Source organism: Paenibacillus montaniterrae (genome assembly GCF_018403185.1).
GTDB classification, from domain to species: domain Bacteria; phylum Bacillota; class Bacilli; order Paenibacillales; family Paenibacillaceae; genus Pristimantibacillus; species Pristimantibacillus montaniterrae.
The window spans coordinates 471,829-488,221 of record NZ_BOSE01000003.1; the positions used below are offsets into that span (position 1 = coordinate 471,829).

Consider the following 16,393-nt stretch of genomic DNA (forward strand, 5'->3'; position numbering starts at 1 on the left):
TATGCGTATGAGCAATAAAACGAATACGAAACAGGCGGCGTCCGTGCGGACGCCTGCTTCTGTCCGCAACTGGAGAACAGCCTTAGAGAAGTGGAAGGACTTTCTGTTCGCCTTCCCGGCACTGGCCCTGCTAGCTGTCTTTTTATACTATCCGCTGGGCAACTCGTTCTATATTAGCTTTACGAACTGGAATATGACGAGACCGGATAAGAAGTTTGTAGGCATAGACAACTATACCTATTTATTAGGCCATGAGGATTTCTATCAATCACTTAAAATTACGTTTACCTACACGATTATGGACGTCGTTTTAACCTTGGTAATCGGGCTGCTGCTTGCGCTCATGTTTAATGTGTCATCGCGGCTATATGCCTTTATGCGCGGCATTATATTTATGCCCTATTATATTTCGATGGTCATTGCAGCGATGGTATTCATATGGATTTATAACGGAAAATACGGCCTGCTCAATCGAGTGGTTTCCTTGTTCGGCCTCGATCCGGTGGAATGGCTAATCAACTCGCAAACAGTATTGCCGGCGCTTGTCGTCGTTTCCGTCTGGAAGGGCGTCGGCTTTGCGATGATTTTGTTCATTGCCGGTTTGCGCAGCATTCCGAGCGATTACTATGAGGCAGCCGCAATCGATGGCGCTAACAGATGGATGCTGTTCCGCTATATTACGCTGCCGCTGCTGTCACCGATGACGCTATTCCTTGTCATTACAACCTTTATATCATCGATGCAGGTTTTCCAATCGATTGATATTATGACGAACGGCGGGCCGCTGCAATCCACGAATGCAATCGTCTATTGGATTTATACGATGGCGTTCTCGCAATTCAGAACAGGCAGAGCCTCAGCGCTTATTATGATTTTCTTTGTGATCATACTGCTTCTTACAGCGCTGCAATGGCTGATCAGCAGGAAGAAGGTGCATTATGAGGGATAACAGAATGGCAGGACAACGGAACAGCAAGGCTGTCGGCGTGATTCGGCTTGTGCTGGCGGCCGCGGTTACTCTTCTCATCCTGTTTCCTGTTTACTGGATGGTGGTCAGCTCGCTTAAAACACAGTCTGAAATGCGGCTGGCCGTGCCGACGCTCTGGCCGGAAGGCTTTGCCTGGGAAAACTATGCGGAGGCATTTCGCGTTATTCCGTATGCCAGATATTTTGGCAATACGCTCATTATGTCTGTTGGCTTAATTATATTGCAGCTTAATGTTGCATTATGGGCGGCATATGCGTTCGCCAAGGGCCGCTTCTGGGGCAAGGAGCTGTTGTTTTTGCTCATATTGGCAGCGTTAATCGTGCCGGATCAGGTGACCTTCATTCCGATTTATGTGATGATGTCCAATCTGTCCTGGCTGGATACGTTTTGGGCTTTAATCGTGCCGAATGGCGCATCTGCTTTCGGAATTTTCCTGCTGCGGCAGGCGTTCAAATCGTTGAATAATGATGTGCTTGAAGCGGCGCGCGTGGACGGCGCCGGACGCTTTGCTCTTATTTATAAAATGCTGCTGCCAATGGCGCTGCCGACTGTCGTCACGCTGGTCGTGCTTATTTTCATATCCTCATGGAACTCTTATTTTTGGCCGCTCATTATGACCAATTCGAGCGATATGCGGGTATTGACGATCGGCATTGCCTTCCTTCGCGATTCGATAGCTGGCGACGAAGCGATGTATTTCCACATTATTATGGCAGCAAGCGTAATGGCGATTCTGCCGATTATTATCGTTTACAGCCTGATGCAGAAGCATATTGTAGCTGCTATGGCGAACTCAACATTTAAATAAAGACACCGCAGAATAAGGAGTGGGTTGAGTACTGGAGAAAGCCTGTTTTCCTTGGCAGCGGGCCGAGGAGGATATAATGAGCAGCAAAATCCGCTGTATCGTGAGCGATTTGGACGGCACATTGCTAATGCCGGATCATTCGCTGCCTGACGAAGTTATAGCAGCAATTAAGAAATATACCGAAGCGGGCGGGCTATTTACGATCGCAACTGGCCGTCCCTTATTGACCGCGCAATCGATTATTGAGCAAATCGGCATCGAGCTGCCTGTCATATTGTGCAATGGAGCAGTATTGGCCGCCTCCGGCAAAGTCCTTGAGCGCAAAAGCCTGGAGGCCGCCGCGTTGGCAGAGATGCTGCTCGAGGCGAATGACAGCGGGCTGACGGTTTTCCTCTTCCGCGAGGACAGCATTGAAGTGTTTGCGAGGAATGAGGATGTCGAGCTGTTCGAGCATAAGGAGTCGGTAACATGCAAGCTTGTATCGATTGCCGATGCAAGCTGGAAAACGGGCATGCTGGAGAAGGTCATCGTATTTGGCGAAAAGGACAGGATTGAGACGTTGTGGAGCAACTGGTCGCCAAGGCTGGAGCAGTCCGTAGAAAAGTTCCAGTCCGAGCCCTATTATGTCGAGCTTATTTCGGCAGAAACGAGCAAAGGAAAGGCGCTGGAGCGGCTGGCGGAAATGCTGGGCATTGAGCGGGACAGCATGATGGCAATCGGCAATCAGATGAATGATCTGCCGATGCTGCAGGCTGCTGGAGTTGGCGTCGCTGTTGCGAACAGTCCTGACGAGCTGAAGGCCGCAGCTAATTATGTTTGCACAGCAGCATATGGCGCGGGCGTCATCGAAGCTATTAACAACATCGTATATGAAAGGAGCTTGAAGCAATGACAATAAGAGGCTTGGCCCATCGAGGCTACCCATTAAAGCACCCGGAAAACACACTGCTAGGTTTTCGCGCTGCAATCGAGCTGGGCTTTACCCATTTGGAGCTGGATGTGCATTTGACAAAGGATGGCGTGCCGGTAGTCATTCATGACCCGACCGTTAATCGTACGACCAATGGAACTGGTGCCGTGAAGGATTATACGCTGGATGAGCTGCTCAAGCTTGACGCAGGGCAGGGCGAGTTTGTACCAACGCTGGAGGAGGTGCTGCTGCTTGCCAAGGACAGAATATTGGTTGACATCGAGCTGAAGCAGACGGGCAACGCCATTCCTGGCCTTGAAGCGGCGGTAATTGAAGTAGTCAAGCGTGTAGAAATGCTGGATCAGGTGGTTATCACCTCCTTCGATCATTACTCCATCGCCCGCGTACGAGAACTGGATGCGCAAATCGAGCTCGGGCTAGTCATATATGGCGCGACACCTGCTATCTTTCCTTATATGAAGCAGCTTGGGGCGAAATATGTCTCGCTTAAGCATCTGTTTTTGACAGCGGAATTTGCAGCTGAAGCCAGACAGCACGACGTCCAGCTAATCGCCTGGACGCCGGATCATGAAGACGAGCTGCGCTTCCTGAGAGCCAATTATCCCGATGTGCTCATTTGTACGAACAATCTTGAGGGCCTTGGTGAAGGTAGATAAAGAAAAAAGCTAGATTAATAGACTAAAAAGCTGTTATGGAACAGATGGAAAGGGCTGCGAGCAGTCCTCCCATCTGTTTTTTATTTGCTGCAAAGCTCACTAGCCTTTTGGTTGGTGGGCTTTTTGCTTTTGCTATCTTTTAAGGATATAGGCGAGGACATTAGCAAGTGATAAAATTATGATGACAATAAATAAAATAGTGGAAGCGGAATCTGCGCCAACTGCAAGCTCGTCAGATAGAATACCCATTTGATAAATCAAGAATGTGGACACAACAAGGCTAATCACTACTGTAATTGAAATAGTAGACAAGTTGATGGTTTTATTATGCCTCTTTTGGAATAAGGTAGTGATCAATAATATAACTAGTATACCGACAAACAGGATTAAGATTGGCCTGAAATAAAGAAATGTATCTAAATCTGACATTTACTGAACAACTCCTTCTAACTATACCTTGTATCTTTAAGTTAATAAAAACGGATGGGACTGTCCAGAAAATCCTTATATAAATTACGCTAATCTGTTAAGTTCTCTTGCGGGCTTAAAGTAATTTAAACCGATTGTTCTAATGATTATAACAAGTAGAGGAGGTTGTTGTTTCATTGAAGTTAAATTTAGGTTTAAAGATAGGTTTATTAGTGCTAATCATAATGAATGTTGTCTTGGTCATCTCTTTGAGCCACGAAAAGAAAATTTTAAAGAGTACGAAAAATAATCTGCAGGAGATTTTTGGAAGCAATTATTATAATACTGTACTGGAGCTAAAACATTTGATTGAGATCGATATTGCTGAATCTGCCATTCCACAAACCAATAGAGAACAAATAATAGCTAGTGTAGCTTTAGTTTAATCATCTGGGATGCAGTTAAGGCCGCTGATAAATAAAAATGAGTCAGTAAAAATTGAGCTGATATTAAAGGTATTTAAAGACTTGGAGTATTCAATGCGGAATAACGAATTCAGTAACGTTTGCTATCTCTCCGAAGACAAAAGCAAATCAGCGCACAATCTGGAAGGATATTTATTTTTACTTGATCATATAGCAACTGGTAACGGAACAGGTCTTGAATTATATAACAGCGTCTTGGAGTCTTGGAACTATACTCTGCATGACTTGGAAAAGAACTGTCGATTTGAGTATGGCTTTTAGTGATCATAGCTTGGATGGTTATCCCTTTAGATTGATTTTATTATCTCTTGTGGTTATTAATATCAATCACTTTATTTTACGGATAATATTACGTAAAGGATGCTTGACGTAAAACTTCCTTTACAGTATACTTTAAATAAATTGGAGGGACGTACGCTGCTTAAGAATAGATTACCTGAGTTTAGAAAACTACACGGATATTCCCAAGAGAGTTTGGCGGAGGCGCTTGGAGTTTCCAGACAAACTGTTATTTCAATTGAAAAAGGTAAGTATAACCCTTCACTTCCATTAGCGTTACAGATAGCAAAATTATTTAAAACGAATGTAGAAAGTATATTTTTTTTTGAAGAAGAAAGATAAGAAAACATCAAGGAGGTATGTATTGATGGGGCTAAAAAGAATGTACATTGTTATGGGTGTTCTAGGGCTTCTTCTTACTGGGGGGATGATTTTTCTTGCAGTTATGGCAAAAGCCGCTCCTGCTCCTATGGTTTATATTATACTCTCTCTTACTGTAATGTGCTTTTGTTTGGCATACTTGTATCCTCAGTTTAAACAAAAAGACGAGCGAACAACATATATCCGTCAAAAGGGGATGTTCATTTCGTACTTTGCTCTTTTATTTTATTATTTTATATTAATAACGATTATACATTTTGAACTCCTCACTTTAACCGCGATGGATGTCCTCTACATTTTATGCTCACTAACAATCATCACTGTCTTTCTTTCTTGGGTAATACTAGCAAGGCAGATATAAACTTTAGTTATGCTACAGCTTTAATTATAGTTAATTCGCTCCTCCCTTTGCTTATTAGTAGGCAAAGATAAACATCATGATACCGCCTCTTTGTAATTGGAGCAATTACAAAAAGGGGGTGACGATTGAACGGTATTTAGTAGATATCTGATAATCGCGGTTGTTTAAATTATTTGTATGGGAGGATTGAAAGTTATGAAGCATTTTAAACGATATTTTAACATTTTATTGTCTATTGCTTTGCTTACTCTTATGTTTACGACCCCTGTATCAGCGAAAGAAAAAAATCCTGTAGTTAACGAAATTGCTGGTTGTCAAAGCACAAGTAATGCTCAAAGTGTATTGGAAAGTGTTTATAGTCAAACATTTGAAGTAACGGAAAAACAAAAACAGGCTTTAATTTTGAAGGCTAAGAATGATTTGGCTACTTTAACAACAATTACTCAACCTCATATTTCTGAAGGTGTGAGCTTGGCATATGATTAAGCAATTGTTCGCGGGACGTCAATTGCAGACATAACAGAATATGCAGTAGTATTACCGATGGTTGGACAAATTGAGAAAGGTAGTTCTTATAGTCTTGTTTACTCAACTGATGGAGATTTAGTAAGAACAATCGAAACATAGTTCATTGATGTCGATGAGGAATTTGGGAATGTAAAAGCATGGTTAGATGGTAATTTGCTTGTTGATGAACGAATAGAAAAAGAATCCCAATTTCAAACCTATTCTTTCTGGAGCTGTATGAATGATTGTTTAGCTGATCAAGGAATTGCCGCTTGGGCATTAGCAGGCCTGGGAATTCTTGTGGAGCCCTTTATGCTGTGACATTTGGAACAGGTTGTGTTATTTGCATTCAAGGAAGCGGTCTTGTATTTGCAACTACGATTGATTATTTCTTAGGTCAGTGCGGACCGTAAGCAAATGCAGTTTTTCAGGGAATAGTACAAATATCATTTGGAGATGATAATTTTCACTCTTGCTCTGCTTATTGCAGGGCATTTTTTGTGTGCGATAGGCAGTCGTATCTATACTCGAAAGCGCATGAGCTATAAATACAGACAGCGGTCACGTGAAGTCAGACGCTGGGAGTACGTTCATGACCAAACATGGGCGGAGCGACCTCGTGGATTGAACACTTGAATGCAACGAGAAGCGAATGACTGCAGAATCTTTAAGCTAATAAAAACGGATGAGGTTGTCCAGAAAATCCTTATAAAGGGGGAATATATTGGTCCTACTCCAAATTAATTTGATTGTTAATATTGGTTTCCTTGCTTTCTTTGCCTGTCAGCTGGTAAACCAATTCTAAAATTGATTTTAACCAGTTGCCGGTATCCCAATATTCTGCTGTTTCTGCATGAACCTTTATTAAAATTAAATTAGGATCATCGCTTGTCGTTTTAAGCATTTTTTCATAGGCAGTATTCCAATATTCTTTTATCTTCTCACGATCGTCGAGCAATTGCGCAGTACCGCGAATTGATACGTAGGAAGCACCGACATAGACCACATTAACATGAGGATTTTGCTGCAGCTCTTCATATTTGCCGGTGCTTTTCATCGTTAGAAAATACAGGTCCCCGTCAAATTCAAGCTCTTGCGTTTTCATTGGACGAGACACTAGTCCTTCACTTGTTACCGTAGTCAACATTGCGATTTCAATTCCCTTTATTAAGCTGCGTACTTTTTCTAATGCTTTATCGTGATCATTCATAAGTAGCAATCGCACTCCATTTCTAATTCGTTGCTCCTTAGGGTGACCGAATGGCATCCAATTTATGCTTATCTGTATAAATCGTTGAGTTTGGAGTTAGTAAATGGTAAAAAACAATTTAATTTGTTCTATCACTTGCACAAATGCTTCCTTATATGGCTTAATATAGATGTCGGGCCGACGAAATGTGTGGAAGGGAGGCTGAGTGAAATGATTCAGAACCAAGAGGTGGTACTCGTTTAACGAGTACCCGTTCACAATGGGGAGCCAAGTCTGGCTCCCCGCTTAGTATTGCTTATAACACAGCTATCTCAAGTTTTACAAGATTCAATTATTGAAGGGAGGCGGGTAAGCCATGTATATGCAGATTGCATTGAAATCCAACGATTGCTTGACAACAAAAAAGAGTAAGGAGGGCGTCGATGGGGATCTACAAAAACGGAAGAGATGTGCTACCCCCCACGTTATTGAAGCAGGTGCAGCAATATATTGACGGTGAGCTGTTGTACATTCCTAAGCAGGATGAGCAAAGAGCTGGTTGGGGAGAGCTAAGTGGCTCCAAGGAACGGCTCAAAGATCGCAATGAAGCAATCTATCAGGCTTACTGTAGCGGAACATCAACGGATGAGCTTGAACGTGTGTATTTTCTTTCCGGTGAAAGCATTCGGAAAATTATTAGTAAATTATCTCGTGTTACGAGCTGAGTTTTGAAGAAAGCTGTAATGCGATCATATATGATGATAGTCCCCCTACAGTGCGAGTGCTCGTGCATGTAGGGGGTTTTTATGGTAGATAAGATTTCTTTAATCCTCTACCCTTGGTTTATCTGCCTGGCAATCAGGGTTAGCAACTAAACCATGCTGCGCTAATTTCGTTAAATAATAGCATTCCTCCCGCATCATATGATCTGGCATTAAAGGACTAATTCTGTCCAACACCTCCGCTGAAAATTGCATTTCCTCTAATTCGTTGAGAAAGCCTACAAATAATTTCATCTCAATATCAACTTCATTATGAAGTCTTCGGAATGCTGGAAAATCTTTAAGATTGGTTCTCATGTATCCTGCCATTTCGATGCTTTTCATATAGAGCTGCTCAAAATGCTTTTGGAATGCTTCACTTTGCTTGATTAACCGTTTCTCTACACTATCCAAATCACTCGCAATAGCTGCTGCATGACCTGCCGCATCAGGAAGCCACAAAAAATCATGATGTAAAGGATCGAAAATAGGCACAGGTTTACCCTGTACCAGCTCATTTAAAATACGTAAATATTCCTCTAGCTCGTTGACCATGTGATTTATAAAGGTAGGGGTCAAGCCAATCTTTACCTTCCCAAGTAAAGCTCTACTCAATAAATCAAGCTTAAATGTTCTAAATTGTTCTGTCAGTGTATGTGCTTGTACTGTCAGCTCCTCTAAGTCTGTGATTTGAAGCTTTCTAGCAGCTTCAAGCAAACGATCAAAAGCTTCTATATACGATGCTGCTGCTTGGATATCTTGTTTTTCCAATGGTGACAGTGTATTGAAGATAAACCGTGCATGATCGCCCAATATTTGCAGCCAGAACCGATGCTCAAATAATGCGGACTGCGACATATTCATTTCTTTTCCCTCCACAGCAATGGTGATGAGCATAAAAACAAATTCTCATCTTTCAGTTTTTTTACTATATGCTGCTATGCTTGACTGGGCGACAGCATAGATAGAAGACAGTAGTCGTTATTACAGCATAAATAAAAAATTCTCGACCAGCTCGTCAATCTTGTCTGCATAAATGGTCAAGTCCCCTCATAGTATGTATCAGCCAGTAAATACCAAGTTGTAGAGGGGATGATTTCATGCGTCGCATGACATGGATCGCGGCAATTATACTAAGCTTGACACTAGTGTTATCTGCTTGCGGTACGAAGGACGCCGAATCCGTGGTAAAGGATTTGGACAAATTTTTGAATAGTATGGAGGGCTACACAGGAAGCGGCACCATGACCTTGCATAACGGACAGCAGCCACAAGCCTATCAGGTTGAAGTTTCCTACCAGAAGCCGGAATCGTACCGCATCAAACTAACCAATGTTGAGAAGGACATTACGCAAATTGTGCTGCGCAACGATGAAGGAGTATTTGTACTAACTCCGAAGCAAAACAAAGTGTTCCGCTTCCAAAGTGATTGGCCGCAAAAGCAAGGACAAGTGTATTTATACCAGACGCTGGTGCAAAGCATTTTGCTTGATGGATCGCGTCAATTTACAACAACAGATGAAGCTTATGTTTTTGATGTAATGGCTCAGTACAACAATACATCACTTGCTCGTCAAAAAATTTGGCTAAGTCAGGATGATTATCATCCGCTTCAAGTTGAAGTAAGCGATACGAATGCAACGGTGCTGGTTGATGTAAAGTTCGATACCTTCGAGTTTAACCCAAGCTTTACTGAGGATTACTTTGCTACAGATGCCAATATGAACGCTGGCGCTTCAGCGCCAACACCTGAATCGCCAACAGATATAACACCGAAGGACGATCAAGAAAGTGTAGCGCCAGGAGATGATGGCGTAGGCAGCGAGCCATCTGCTCCGGACCAAGAGGGTGTTGAAGGAAATGTAGACGAAGAGCATGATGCAGGTGCGCCTGCCGAGGAAGGCAATGCTGGAGAAGAAGCAGAAAATACGAAGGGCAATGTGGAAAACAACAAGGAAGAGCCAACATCGGCTGTACAGCAATCCAGCGATACGTTTGTAGCAATGGAGCCAACCTACACACCGCTAGGCGTCAGCTTGAAGGACATGACGGATATCGAATACGCAGGCAGCCCTGGACTATTGACGCGCTATGACGGCTTATACAGCTACACCTTGATCCAAACGTCAGCGAAGGATATGGCAACTGCATTAGCACAAGGCGACCTTGTCAACCTTGGCTATACGATCGGTCAGCTTACGGCGGGCGAGGACGTCCAAACGTTAAGCTGGACGTATAACGGCAATATGTACCGTCTAAGCAGCGCGAATTTGCCAGAACCAGAGCTGATTAAAATCGCACAATCCGTGCAAGCAGAACTATCCAAATAAAATCGAATTGCTTTACATGAAATAGAAAGCTCCCCTTATGAGGCAAGCATGGACTGAATCCGTGCTTGCCCCAAGGGGAGCTTGTTTGTTTTATTCGTAAATCGCCGTCAGCAGCTTGCCAAGCTCCTGCAGCGCTTCCTGCTCTTGCTCGCCTTCCACTTCCAGCAGCACCTCGTCATTTGCAGTGATGCCAAGTGTCAGCATCGTCAGGGAGCTTTTGCCGTTTGCTTTTTTTCCTTTATTGTGGACGGTGATTTTGCACGGATAAGTGCTGGCTAACTGGACAAATGTTTTGGTTGGCCGAACATGAAAGCCCGTAGGGTTTGCAATTTTATAGGTTTGACTTACCATCTGAATCACTCCAATTTTGCTCGTTATCGTTGTAGCTGTTGCTGTACAAACTGCGTGATCGCTGCAGAATGGGTAAACTGAAGGGCTTGCTCAGCAAGCTCGCTCCATTGGGATTGGTCTAGCGATGTAATTAGCTCGCGCGCTGCAAGAATGGAGGAGGAACTCATGCTGAACTCATGCAATCCCAGCCCTAACAGCAAAGGTACAGCGTTTTGATCGCCAGCCATCTCACCGCACATGCCTACCCATTTGCCATGCTGTCTCGCTGCGTCAATAACCATTTTGACCATTCGCAAAATAGCGGGGTGGAGCGGCTGGTATAGATAGCTCAAGCTTTTGTTCATGCGATCTGCAGCCATCGTGTATTGAATAAGATCATTAGTTCCGATGCTAAAGAAATCTACATGCTGGGCAAACAGGTCTGCCGACACTGCAACTGAAGGAACCTCGACCATAATGCCAACCTCGATATGATCACTGACCGCAATTCCTTCCTCTAGCAAGCGCTGCCGCTCTTCCGCCAACAAGTGCTTGGCCTCGAACAGCTCCTCCAAAACAGCGACCATCGGGAACATTATTTTCAAATTGCCGTGCACGCTTGCTCGCAGCAAGGCGCGCAGCTGGGTGCGAAACAGCTCAGGATTAGCGAGGCAAAAGCGCAAGGCGCGCTGACCAAGAAACGGATTATCCTCTTTAGGCAGCTGCAGGTAAGGGAGATCCTTGTCTCCGCCAATATCGAGTGTGCGAATGACGACAGGCTTGCCGTTCATTTTCTCTAGCGCATATTTGTAGCTATTAAACTGCTCCTCTTCTGTTGGCAGCGTATTGCGGCTCATATATAGAAATTCGCTGCGAAACAAGCCGATGCCTTCAGCGCCGTTTTGCAGCGCTCGCTCAATATCTTCCAGCTTTCCGATATTGGCCGCCAGCTCGACCCGATGGCCGTCTGTTGAAATGGACGGTTCATGGACGAGCTTGCGCAAATTTGCCTGTTTTGCATCATAGGCGAGTTTTTCCGCTTCATAGTGAGCAAGCAGCTGTTCACTGGGGTGAACATGAACCTCGCCTTTGTTGCCGTCGATGATGAGCATCGCGCCGTTATTAACGTCCAAGATCGCTTGACCGACACCAACAACGGCTGGCAGCTCCAATGATCGTGCCATGATTGCAGAATGAGAGGTGCGGCTTCCTGCTTCCGTAATAAAGCCTCGTACAAGCTCAAGCTTTAGCTGAGCAGTATCGGAAGGGGCAAGGTCATGCGCAATAATGATGCAATCCTCATCGAGCGCAGATAAGTCAATATGCTTCACTCCACGCAAATGGCTCAAAATCCGCCCTGCAATATCTTGAATATCCGACGCTCTGCCGCGCAGCATTTCATCGTCAAGCTCAAGCAGCATTTGAATAAATTGCTGCGCTGTACGATGCAGCGCAAACTCTGCATTCAGCATTTCATCCTTAATCGCGAGCGCAACGCTTTCAATCAGCTCGGGATCTTCCAGCATCATCAGATGCCCTTCAAAAATTTCTGCGTGATCAGCTCCCAGCTTGTCATGCGTAAGCTGATAAATGCGCTCGATATCATGCTTGGCAGCCTGCAGCGCCTGCTCAAAGCGCTGCCACTCGGCTTGTGCATCCACTATAGTAGAAGCAACCGGCACATAATGCTCCTGCTTAACCACAACTGCCTGAGCAATCGCAATACCAGGAGAAGCTGCAATACCTTTATAGCTGGTTGTCATATAAAACCTCCTCAAACTTTTCATGTGGATCTGTCGAACAAGCTTCCTGGTACACATGAAAAGTACGTCGAAAGCATAAGCAAACTTTTTGAGTCCGTCCTGAGACGCTTCTACGCTGCAAAAAGTTACGTCGAAAGCATAAGCAACTTTTCATGTGGATCTGTCGAACAAGCTTCCTGGTACACATGAAAAGTACATCGAAAGCATAAGCAAACTTTTTGAGTCCGTCCTGAGACGCTTCTACGCTGCAAAAAGTTACGTCGAAAGCATAAGCCACTTTTCATGTGGATCTGTCAAGCAAGCTTCCTGGTACACATGAAAAGTACGTCGTAACTGTAAGCTTACTTTTTCCCTTGTGCCTTAAGCTGCTCATACTGCAGCTTGACTTTGCCATGCAATGGCTCATTGGCAGCAAGTCCTGTAAACCTTTCAATTGCTGCATCTATACCATGCTTCTGCAAATAGTGCTGCAGCTCCTGCGTCTCTTGATCATCTTCGGCATGAAAAAGGAAAGCGGCTGCTATAACCTTGGCCAGCGTATGCGCCTCTATCCCATACTTTTGGGCAAGCATGGCAGGACGAACGAGGCGGTCCTGCGGCGATAGCTTGCGGATAGGCGAGCGGCCGACACGGGCAATTTCGTCCGTAATATACGGATTTTTAAATCGTTCGATAATTAGCTCAATATAGGCTTCATGCTCGCTGCGCTTCAGCCCGTAATGCGCAATTAAGGCAGCGCCTGTTTCCAGCAGCGACGTTCTAACTTCCATTTCAAGCTCCGCGTCCTGCATTGCCTCTTGAATCGTCGTGTAGCCCTTTAGCTGGCCGAGATACGCAGCGGCAATATGACCTGTATTTACGGTAAACAGCTTACGCTCGATATAGGGATCGAGCTGCTCTACATAGTGAGCGTTATGAATGAACGGCAGCTGCCTCGGCCAATGCTTGCTTTCAATTGTCCACTCGTAGAATGGCTCAACTGTAACGAACAGAGGATCATCATGATGCTGCAGCGGCACGATTCGATCTACTGCGGCGTCAGGAAAGCGGGCGAATCTCTCTAAATTAGCTGAGATTTCTTCAGGCAGCAGCGCGGCAATTTCCTGCTTTAGCAAGCTGGTGGCGCGAATCGCATTTTCGCACGCTATAACCGTTAATGGCGGAAGATGCAGCTTCATGCGCTGTCTTATTCCTTCGGCGATGGCTGGCGCGATCCTCTTTAGAATATTGACGCCAACAGCAGTAGTGACGATATCCGCTGCGATAATGGCTTCGCTTACTTGAGTCAATTCAGTGCCGACTATCGCATCGACATGCTTGACGATCGTTCGCTCTTGAGCGGCATTGGCGTATTGCACCTCATATTGCTGCCGCTCATTAAGTTGCTGCACGAGAGCTTGATTAACGTCTACGAAGGTCACCTTATAGCCGGCTTGGGAAAGCAGCAGTCCGATAAAGCCGCGTCCGATATTTCCAGCGCCGAAATGAATCGCCCTCATATCACGATCCTCCGTGAAAAATGCTCACAAGCTTTTCGGCTGATGTTTCGTTTAGAATCTGCTCCAGTTCATTTTCATCAGATACAAGACTAGCTACATTCGTTAAAATTTCCATATGATCGTCGCCTAAGGCTGCTAGCGCGATAACTAGCTTTACAGGCTCTTCGCCGCCAAAATCGACGCCTTCAGGAATTGTTAAAATCGCCATTCCGGTAGATTGAATAAGAGCTTTAGCTTCATTTGTTCCATGCGGCATAGCGAGTCCGCCGCCCAAGTCGGTGGACAGCAGTTCTTCTCGCTCGATCATTTTTTCAATGTATTGCGGAGGCACATGCCCGCCATCGACCAGCATTTGTCCAGCTTGCTTGATCGCATCGTATTTATCTGTTACTTTAGCGTGAATTTTCACTTTATCTACTGACAGCATTGTCATCTTAATCTCTCCAATTCAATTTATGTTTAAAGTGCTGCTCAAGCTGATTGGAAATAAATGATTTGATTTGCGCTGCTTCTGCATGCTGCAGCAGCTGAATTAACTCGGGCAGCAGCAGCATGGCGCTAAGCTCGCTTAAAATTTCCAGACTATATTTGTCAAGCCGCTTTGGAGCCAGCATCAGCAAAATATGCTGAACCTGTGTATCTTCATCACTACGCAAGCGGATTTTCCTGCTCAAGCGAAATAGTGCAACAATCGGCTTTGCCACCGCTTCATGACGAGCATGAATAAAGGCAATCGCAGTATCCGGAAGCACGATGCTGCCTTGCTTTTCTCTTAGCAGCAGCTGCTGTACGACAGCGTCAACATTTTGAATCGCTGTTTGCTCCTTCAGCCTTAGCAGCAGCTCGGGCAACAGCTCATGAATCGTACGCGATGGATCGCTAGATTCAACGATGTAACGATCGAAGGGCTCCATAATTTGCAGGGCAGCCCGTGAAATAAGCTGCAGCTCTTGAAACCAATGCTGAGCTTGCGCAGCTTGTTGCGGCGGCATATTGCGTGCGAGCGGAGCTTGTCGAGCAAGCGCATAGCTTTGCATGTACTGCTTCAGCTTGGCGATTTCCTCGCTCGTAATAAGCGGGCTAAGCCGAATATACTGATTTGGCTCAAGCGGCAAATTGACCGTAGAAATAATAAAGTCATAGTATGATCTTGGCAAACGGGCCGCTTCATACCAGCTGTAGTGTCCAATTTGCTCGATTTGTGGAAATTCCTTAGCCAAGCGGCTAGCCAGCAGCTTCGATGAGCCGATGCCGCTCGTACATACGATAATCGCCTTAAGCTGACCGGGGAGCTGCTTCAATCGTTCGATTGCTGCTCCGTAATGCATCGTAATATAGCCGATTTCCTCTTCAGGCAATTGAATATGCGGCATCAGCTGCTGGATATGCGCGGCAATAATGCTATAAAGCTGGGCGTAGTCTTTTTTAATTTGTGAAAGCATCGGATTGCGAATCGCCAGGCCCTCTTGAATTCGTTGTAGGGCGGGCAGCATATGTCGGACCAACCCTTCATTCAGCGAAGCATCCTGTGTTACTGGCTCTTGCATGTGCTGTTCTACATAGTGAGACAGCTTGGTTACGACTTCATTGATATAAGGCTGCTCTGCATATAAATTGAGCTCTTGATCCTGCTCGAAGGCTTGCCTGAGCAATTGCTCAAGATAAAGCTTCTCCGCCGGCGGCAGCTGAACGTCCAGTCGTTGCACAAGCTGCTGCGCAAGCTCGTCGGTTAGCTCCGATTGCAGCTGCTTTTGCTGCGCAGGCAAAGGGTGTCCGCTCATGCAGCGGGTAACAGCAATCGACATATGCAGCAGCAGCCTTGTATACGTGGTTTCCTTTAGTGGTCGATCGAGCCTTTCCTGCATCGACCAAACAATTTGCTCAATGATTTGAAAGGTTTGTCTGCCGACCATGCTTAGCAGATGATTGGCAATCGGCTGAGTGGCCTCTGCAGCGTGCACATAGCTGATCAGCTGCGAATCATCCAAATAGCTTGTAACTAATGTTGCGATCAATTTGCGCTTATCGAGCTCATGGCCAGTAAGCTCAACACCATAGCCGCGCCTGCGAACAAGCTGCAGCTGATGCAGACTGATGATCGACTCCAAATCATCCAAATCATAGCTGACAGTAGGCATCGTCACATGCAGCTCATGTGCCAGCGAATACAGCTTGATCGGCTCAAGCTGCTGCAGCAAAATGCACAGCACACTAATCTTTCTTTCGGCTGCATCCATGTCAGCCGGCAGCTTATTGTGAAGCTGCCCTTGCAGTGCAGCAAGCTGCTTGTCGTCGCCTGCAAGGCGGATGCCCGAGCCTGACTTCTTTTGCAGCTCAATTCCGAACGTAGTCAAATACTGTTCAATCGAATTCAACTCACGATGAACCGTCCGCGCGCTTATGCCGAGCATATCTGCAATATAGGCAACCGTAACATCCTGCTGCTGCTCCAGCAGCAAATCAATTAAACGAAGCTGTCTTGACGATAACGAGCTCATATTCAACCTCCCTTCATAAACGAGGATGGAAGCAAGCATAACGTTAACGCAAAAGCGTCAACGTTATTAAAGTAAGAATTCTAATTTTTGAACAACCCCTTCCAATGAAAGTTTCAAAAATTCGGCTTTCAGGACCAAGAAGCTTGAACACTAGTAGAAAATGAGGAGCGCAGCGTAGATAGACCTACGTGAGCACCGGAATTTTCGCTAGCGTTCAAG

At 45.2% G+C, this 16,393-nt stretch carries 18 protein-coding genes; 10 read left to right on the forward strand and 8 right to left on the reverse strand.

All coding sequences use genetic code 11. The annotated features are described in order from the left end of the window. The first annotated feature begins 7 nt into the window (after positions 1-7). The 4 genes from KJS52_RS11055 (at position 8) to KJS52_RS11070 (ending at position 3,383) form a co-directional block, all read left to right on the forward strand. Positions 8-949 (forward strand): carbohydrate ABC transporter permease, encoded by a 942-nt coding sequence (locus KJS52_RS11055; protein WP_373871356.1) that lies wholly within the window; start codon positions 8-10, stop codon positions 947-949. Next, positions 939-1,796: a carbohydrate ABC transporter permease gene (locus KJS52_RS11060; RefSeq protein ID WP_213514938.1), complete on the forward strand. Its 858-nt coding sequence runs from the start codon at positions 939-941 to the stop codon at positions 1,794-1,796. Before KJS52_RS11055 ends, KJS52_RS11060 begins: the two co-directional genes overlap by 11 nt. Before the next feature lie 76 nt (positions 1,797-1,872). Continuing rightward, positions 1,873-2,688, forward strand: coding sequence for a Cof-type HAD-IIB family hydrolase (locus tag KJS52_RS11065; protein WP_213514940.1), 816 nt, complete (start codon positions 1,873-1,875; stop codon positions 2,686-2,688). Further along, on the forward strand, positions 2,685-3,383 hold the full coding sequence (locus KJS52_RS11070) for a glycerophosphodiester phosphodiesterase (RefSeq protein WP_246563422.1): 699 nt from the start codon (positions 2,685-2,687) through the stop codon (positions 3,381-3,383). Before KJS52_RS11065 ends, KJS52_RS11070 begins: the two co-directional genes overlap by 4 nt. Before the next feature lie 132 nt (positions 3,384-3,515). Here KJS52_RS11070 and KJS52_RS11075 read toward each other — a convergent pair whose 3' ends face one another. Then, a complete protein-coding gene (locus tag KJS52_RS11075; protein WP_213514942.1) occupies positions 3,516-3,812 on the reverse strand; it encodes a hypothetical protein in 297 nt (98 codons plus the stop codon). Between the two features lie 176 nt (positions 3,813-3,988). Here KJS52_RS11075 and KJS52_RS11080 point away from each other — a divergent pair, with 176 nt between their 5' ends. The 4 genes from KJS52_RS11080 to KJS52_RS11095 all read left to right on the forward strand — a co-directional run bounded on the left by KJS52_RS11080 (position 3,989) and on the right by KJS52_RS11095 (position 5,783). After that, positions 3,989-4,237: a hypothetical protein gene (locus tag KJS52_RS11080; RefSeq protein ID WP_213514944.1), complete on the forward strand. Its 249-nt coding sequence runs from the start codon at positions 3,989-3,991 to the stop codon at positions 4,235-4,237. 399 nt (positions 4,238-4,636) lie between these two features. Then, entirely contained in the window at positions 4,637-4,897 is a 261-nt protein-coding gene (locus KJS52_RS11085; protein ID WP_213514946.1) for a helix-turn-helix transcriptional regulator, read from the forward strand. Between the two features lie 25 nt (positions 4,898-4,922). After that, on the forward strand, positions 4,923-5,297 hold the full coding sequence (locus KJS52_RS11090) for a permease (protein ID WP_246563424.1): 375 nt from the start codon (positions 4,923-4,925) through the stop codon (positions 5,295-5,297). Positions 5,298-5,492: 195 nt separating this feature from the next. Next, positions 5,493-5,783: a hypothetical protein gene (locus tag KJS52_RS11095; RefSeq protein WP_213514948.1), complete on the forward strand. Its 291-nt coding sequence runs from the start codon at positions 5,493-5,495 to the stop codon at positions 5,781-5,783. Positions 5,784-6,534: 751 nt separating this feature from the next. Here KJS52_RS11095 and KJS52_RS11100 read toward each other — a convergent pair. Continuing rightward, positions 6,535-7,014, reverse strand: coding sequence for a pyridoxamine 5'-phosphate oxidase family protein (locus KJS52_RS11100; protein WP_213514950.1), 480 nt, complete (start codon positions 7,012-7,014; stop codon positions 6,535-6,537). A gap of 422 nt (positions 7,015-7,436) precedes the next feature. On the opposite strand from KJS52_RS11100, the gene KJS52_RS11105 reads away from it, so the two are divergent. Beyond that, entirely contained in the window at positions 7,437-7,718 is a 282-nt protein-coding gene (locus KJS52_RS11105) for a CD3324 family protein (protein ID WP_213514951.1), read from the forward strand. 99 nt (positions 7,719-7,817) lie between these two features. Here KJS52_RS11105 and KJS52_RS11110 read toward each other — a convergent pair whose 3' ends face one another. Then, entirely contained in the window at positions 7,818-8,612 is a 795-nt protein-coding gene (locus tag KJS52_RS11110) for a DUF2935 domain-containing protein (RefSeq protein WP_213515183.1), read from the reverse strand. A 242-nt stretch (positions 8,613-8,854) separates the two neighbouring features. Here KJS52_RS11110 and KJS52_RS11115 point away from each other — a divergent pair, with 242 nt between their 5' ends. Beyond that, entirely contained in the window at positions 8,855-10,084 is a 1,230-nt protein-coding gene (locus KJS52_RS11115; RefSeq protein WP_213514953.1) for an outer membrane lipoprotein-sorting protein, read from the forward strand. Positions 10,085-10,174: 90 nt separating this feature from the next. Here KJS52_RS11115 and KJS52_RS11120 read toward each other — a convergent pair whose 3' ends face one another. The 5 genes from KJS52_RS11120 to KJS52_RS11140 form a co-directional block, all read right to left on the reverse strand. Next, positions 10,175-10,435 carry an HPr family phosphocarrier protein gene (locus tag KJS52_RS11120; RefSeq protein WP_213514955.1) on the reverse strand — a complete coding sequence of 87 codons (261 nt, stop codon included), beginning with the start codon at positions 10,433-10,435 and terminating at the stop codon, positions 10,175-10,177. Positions 10,436-10,458: 23 nt separating this feature from the next. Next, entirely contained in the window at positions 10,459-12,177 is a 1,719-nt protein-coding gene (ptsP, locus tag KJS52_RS11125; RefSeq protein WP_213514957.1) for a phosphoenolpyruvate--protein phosphotransferase, read from the reverse strand. A 341-nt stretch (positions 12,178-12,518) separates the two neighbouring features. Next, entirely contained in the window at positions 12,519-13,676 is a 1,158-nt protein-coding gene (locus KJS52_RS11130; RefSeq protein ID WP_213514958.1) for a mannitol-1-phosphate 5-dehydrogenase, read from the reverse strand. A gap of 1 nt (position 13,677) precedes the next feature. Continuing rightward, positions 13,678-14,109 (reverse strand): PTS mannitol transporter subunit IIA, encoded by a 432-nt coding sequence (locus tag KJS52_RS11135; protein WP_213514960.1) that lies wholly within the window; start codon positions 14,107-14,109, stop codon positions 13,678-13,680. 1 nt (position 14,110) lies between these two features. Beyond that, entirely contained in the window at positions 14,111-16,174 is a 2,064-nt protein-coding gene (locus KJS52_RS11140) for a BglG family transcription antiterminator (RefSeq protein ID WP_213514962.1), read from the reverse strand. Between the last annotated feature and the right edge of the window lie 219 nt (positions 16,175-16,393).

What these genes read in the sequence shown, in the direction of transcription:
- KJS52_RS11105 (WP_213514951.1), top strand. Translation starts at nt 7,437, where the DNA reads ATGGGGATCTACAAAAACGGAAGAGATGTGCTACCCCCCACGTTATTG.
- KJS52_RS11075 (WP_213514942.1), bottom strand. Translation starts at nt 3,812, where the DNA reads ATGTCAGATTTAGATACATTTCTTTATTTCAGGCCAATCTTAATCCTG.
- KJS52_RS11110 (WP_213515183.1), bottom strand. Translation starts at nt 8,612, where the DNA reads ATGTCGCAGTCCGCATTATTTGAGCATCGGTTCTGGCTGCAAATATTG.
- KJS52_RS11115 (WP_213514953.1), top strand. Translation starts at nt 8,855, where the DNA reads ATGCGTCGCATGACATGGATCGCGGCAATTATACTAAGCTTGACACTA.
- KJS52_RS11100 (WP_213514950.1), bottom strand. Translation starts at nt 7,014, where the DNA reads ATGAATGATCACGATAAAGCATTAGAAAAAGTACGCAGCTTAATAAAG.
- KJS52_RS11135 (WP_213514960.1), bottom strand. Translation starts at nt 14,109, where the DNA reads ATGACAATGCTGTCAGTAGATAAAGTGAAAATTCACGCTAAAGTAACA.
- KJS52_RS11095 (WP_213514948.1), top strand. Translation starts at nt 5,493, where the DNA reads ATGAAGCATTTTAAACGATATTTTAACATTTTATTGTCTATTGCTTTG.
- ptsP (WP_213514957.1), bottom strand. Translation starts at nt 12,177, where the DNA reads ATGACAACCAGCTATAAAGGTATTGCAGCTTCTCCTGGTATTGCGATT.
- KJS52_RS11090 (WP_246563424.1), top strand. Translation starts at nt 4,923, where the DNA reads ATGGGGCTAAAAAGAATGTACATTGTTATGGGTGTTCTAGGGCTTCTT.
- KJS52_RS11130 (WP_213514958.1), bottom strand. Translation starts at nt 13,676, where the DNA reads ATGAGGGCGATTCATTTCGGCGCTGGAAATATCGGACGCGGCTTTATC.
- KJS52_RS11120 (WP_213514955.1), bottom strand. Translation starts at nt 10,435, where the DNA reads ATGGTAAGTCAAACCTATAAAATTGCAAACCCTACGGGCTTTCATGTT.
- KJS52_RS11085 (WP_213514946.1), top strand. Translation starts at nt 4,637, where the DNA reads ATGCTTGACGTAAAACTTCCTTTACAGTATACTTTAAATAAATTGGAG.
- KJS52_RS11065 (WP_213514940.1), top strand. Translation starts at nt 1,873, where the DNA reads ATGAGCAGCAAAATCCGCTGTATCGTGAGCGATTTGGACGGCACATTG.
- KJS52_RS11140 (WP_213514962.1), bottom strand. Translation starts at nt 16,174, where the DNA reads ATGAGCTCGTTATCGTCAAGACAGCTTCGTTTAATTGATTTGCTGCTG.
- KJS52_RS11070 (WP_246563422.1), top strand. Translation starts at nt 2,685, where the DNA reads ATGACAATAAGAGGCTTGGCCCATCGAGGCTACCCATTAAAGCACCCG.
- KJS52_RS11055 (WP_373871356.1), top strand. Translation starts at nt 8, where the DNA reads ATGAGCAATAAAACGAATACGAAACAGGCGGCGTCCGTGCGGACGCCT.
- KJS52_RS11060 (WP_213514938.1), top strand. Translation starts at nt 939, where the DNA reads ATGAGGGATAACAGAATGGCAGGACAACGGAACAGCAAGGCTGTCGGC.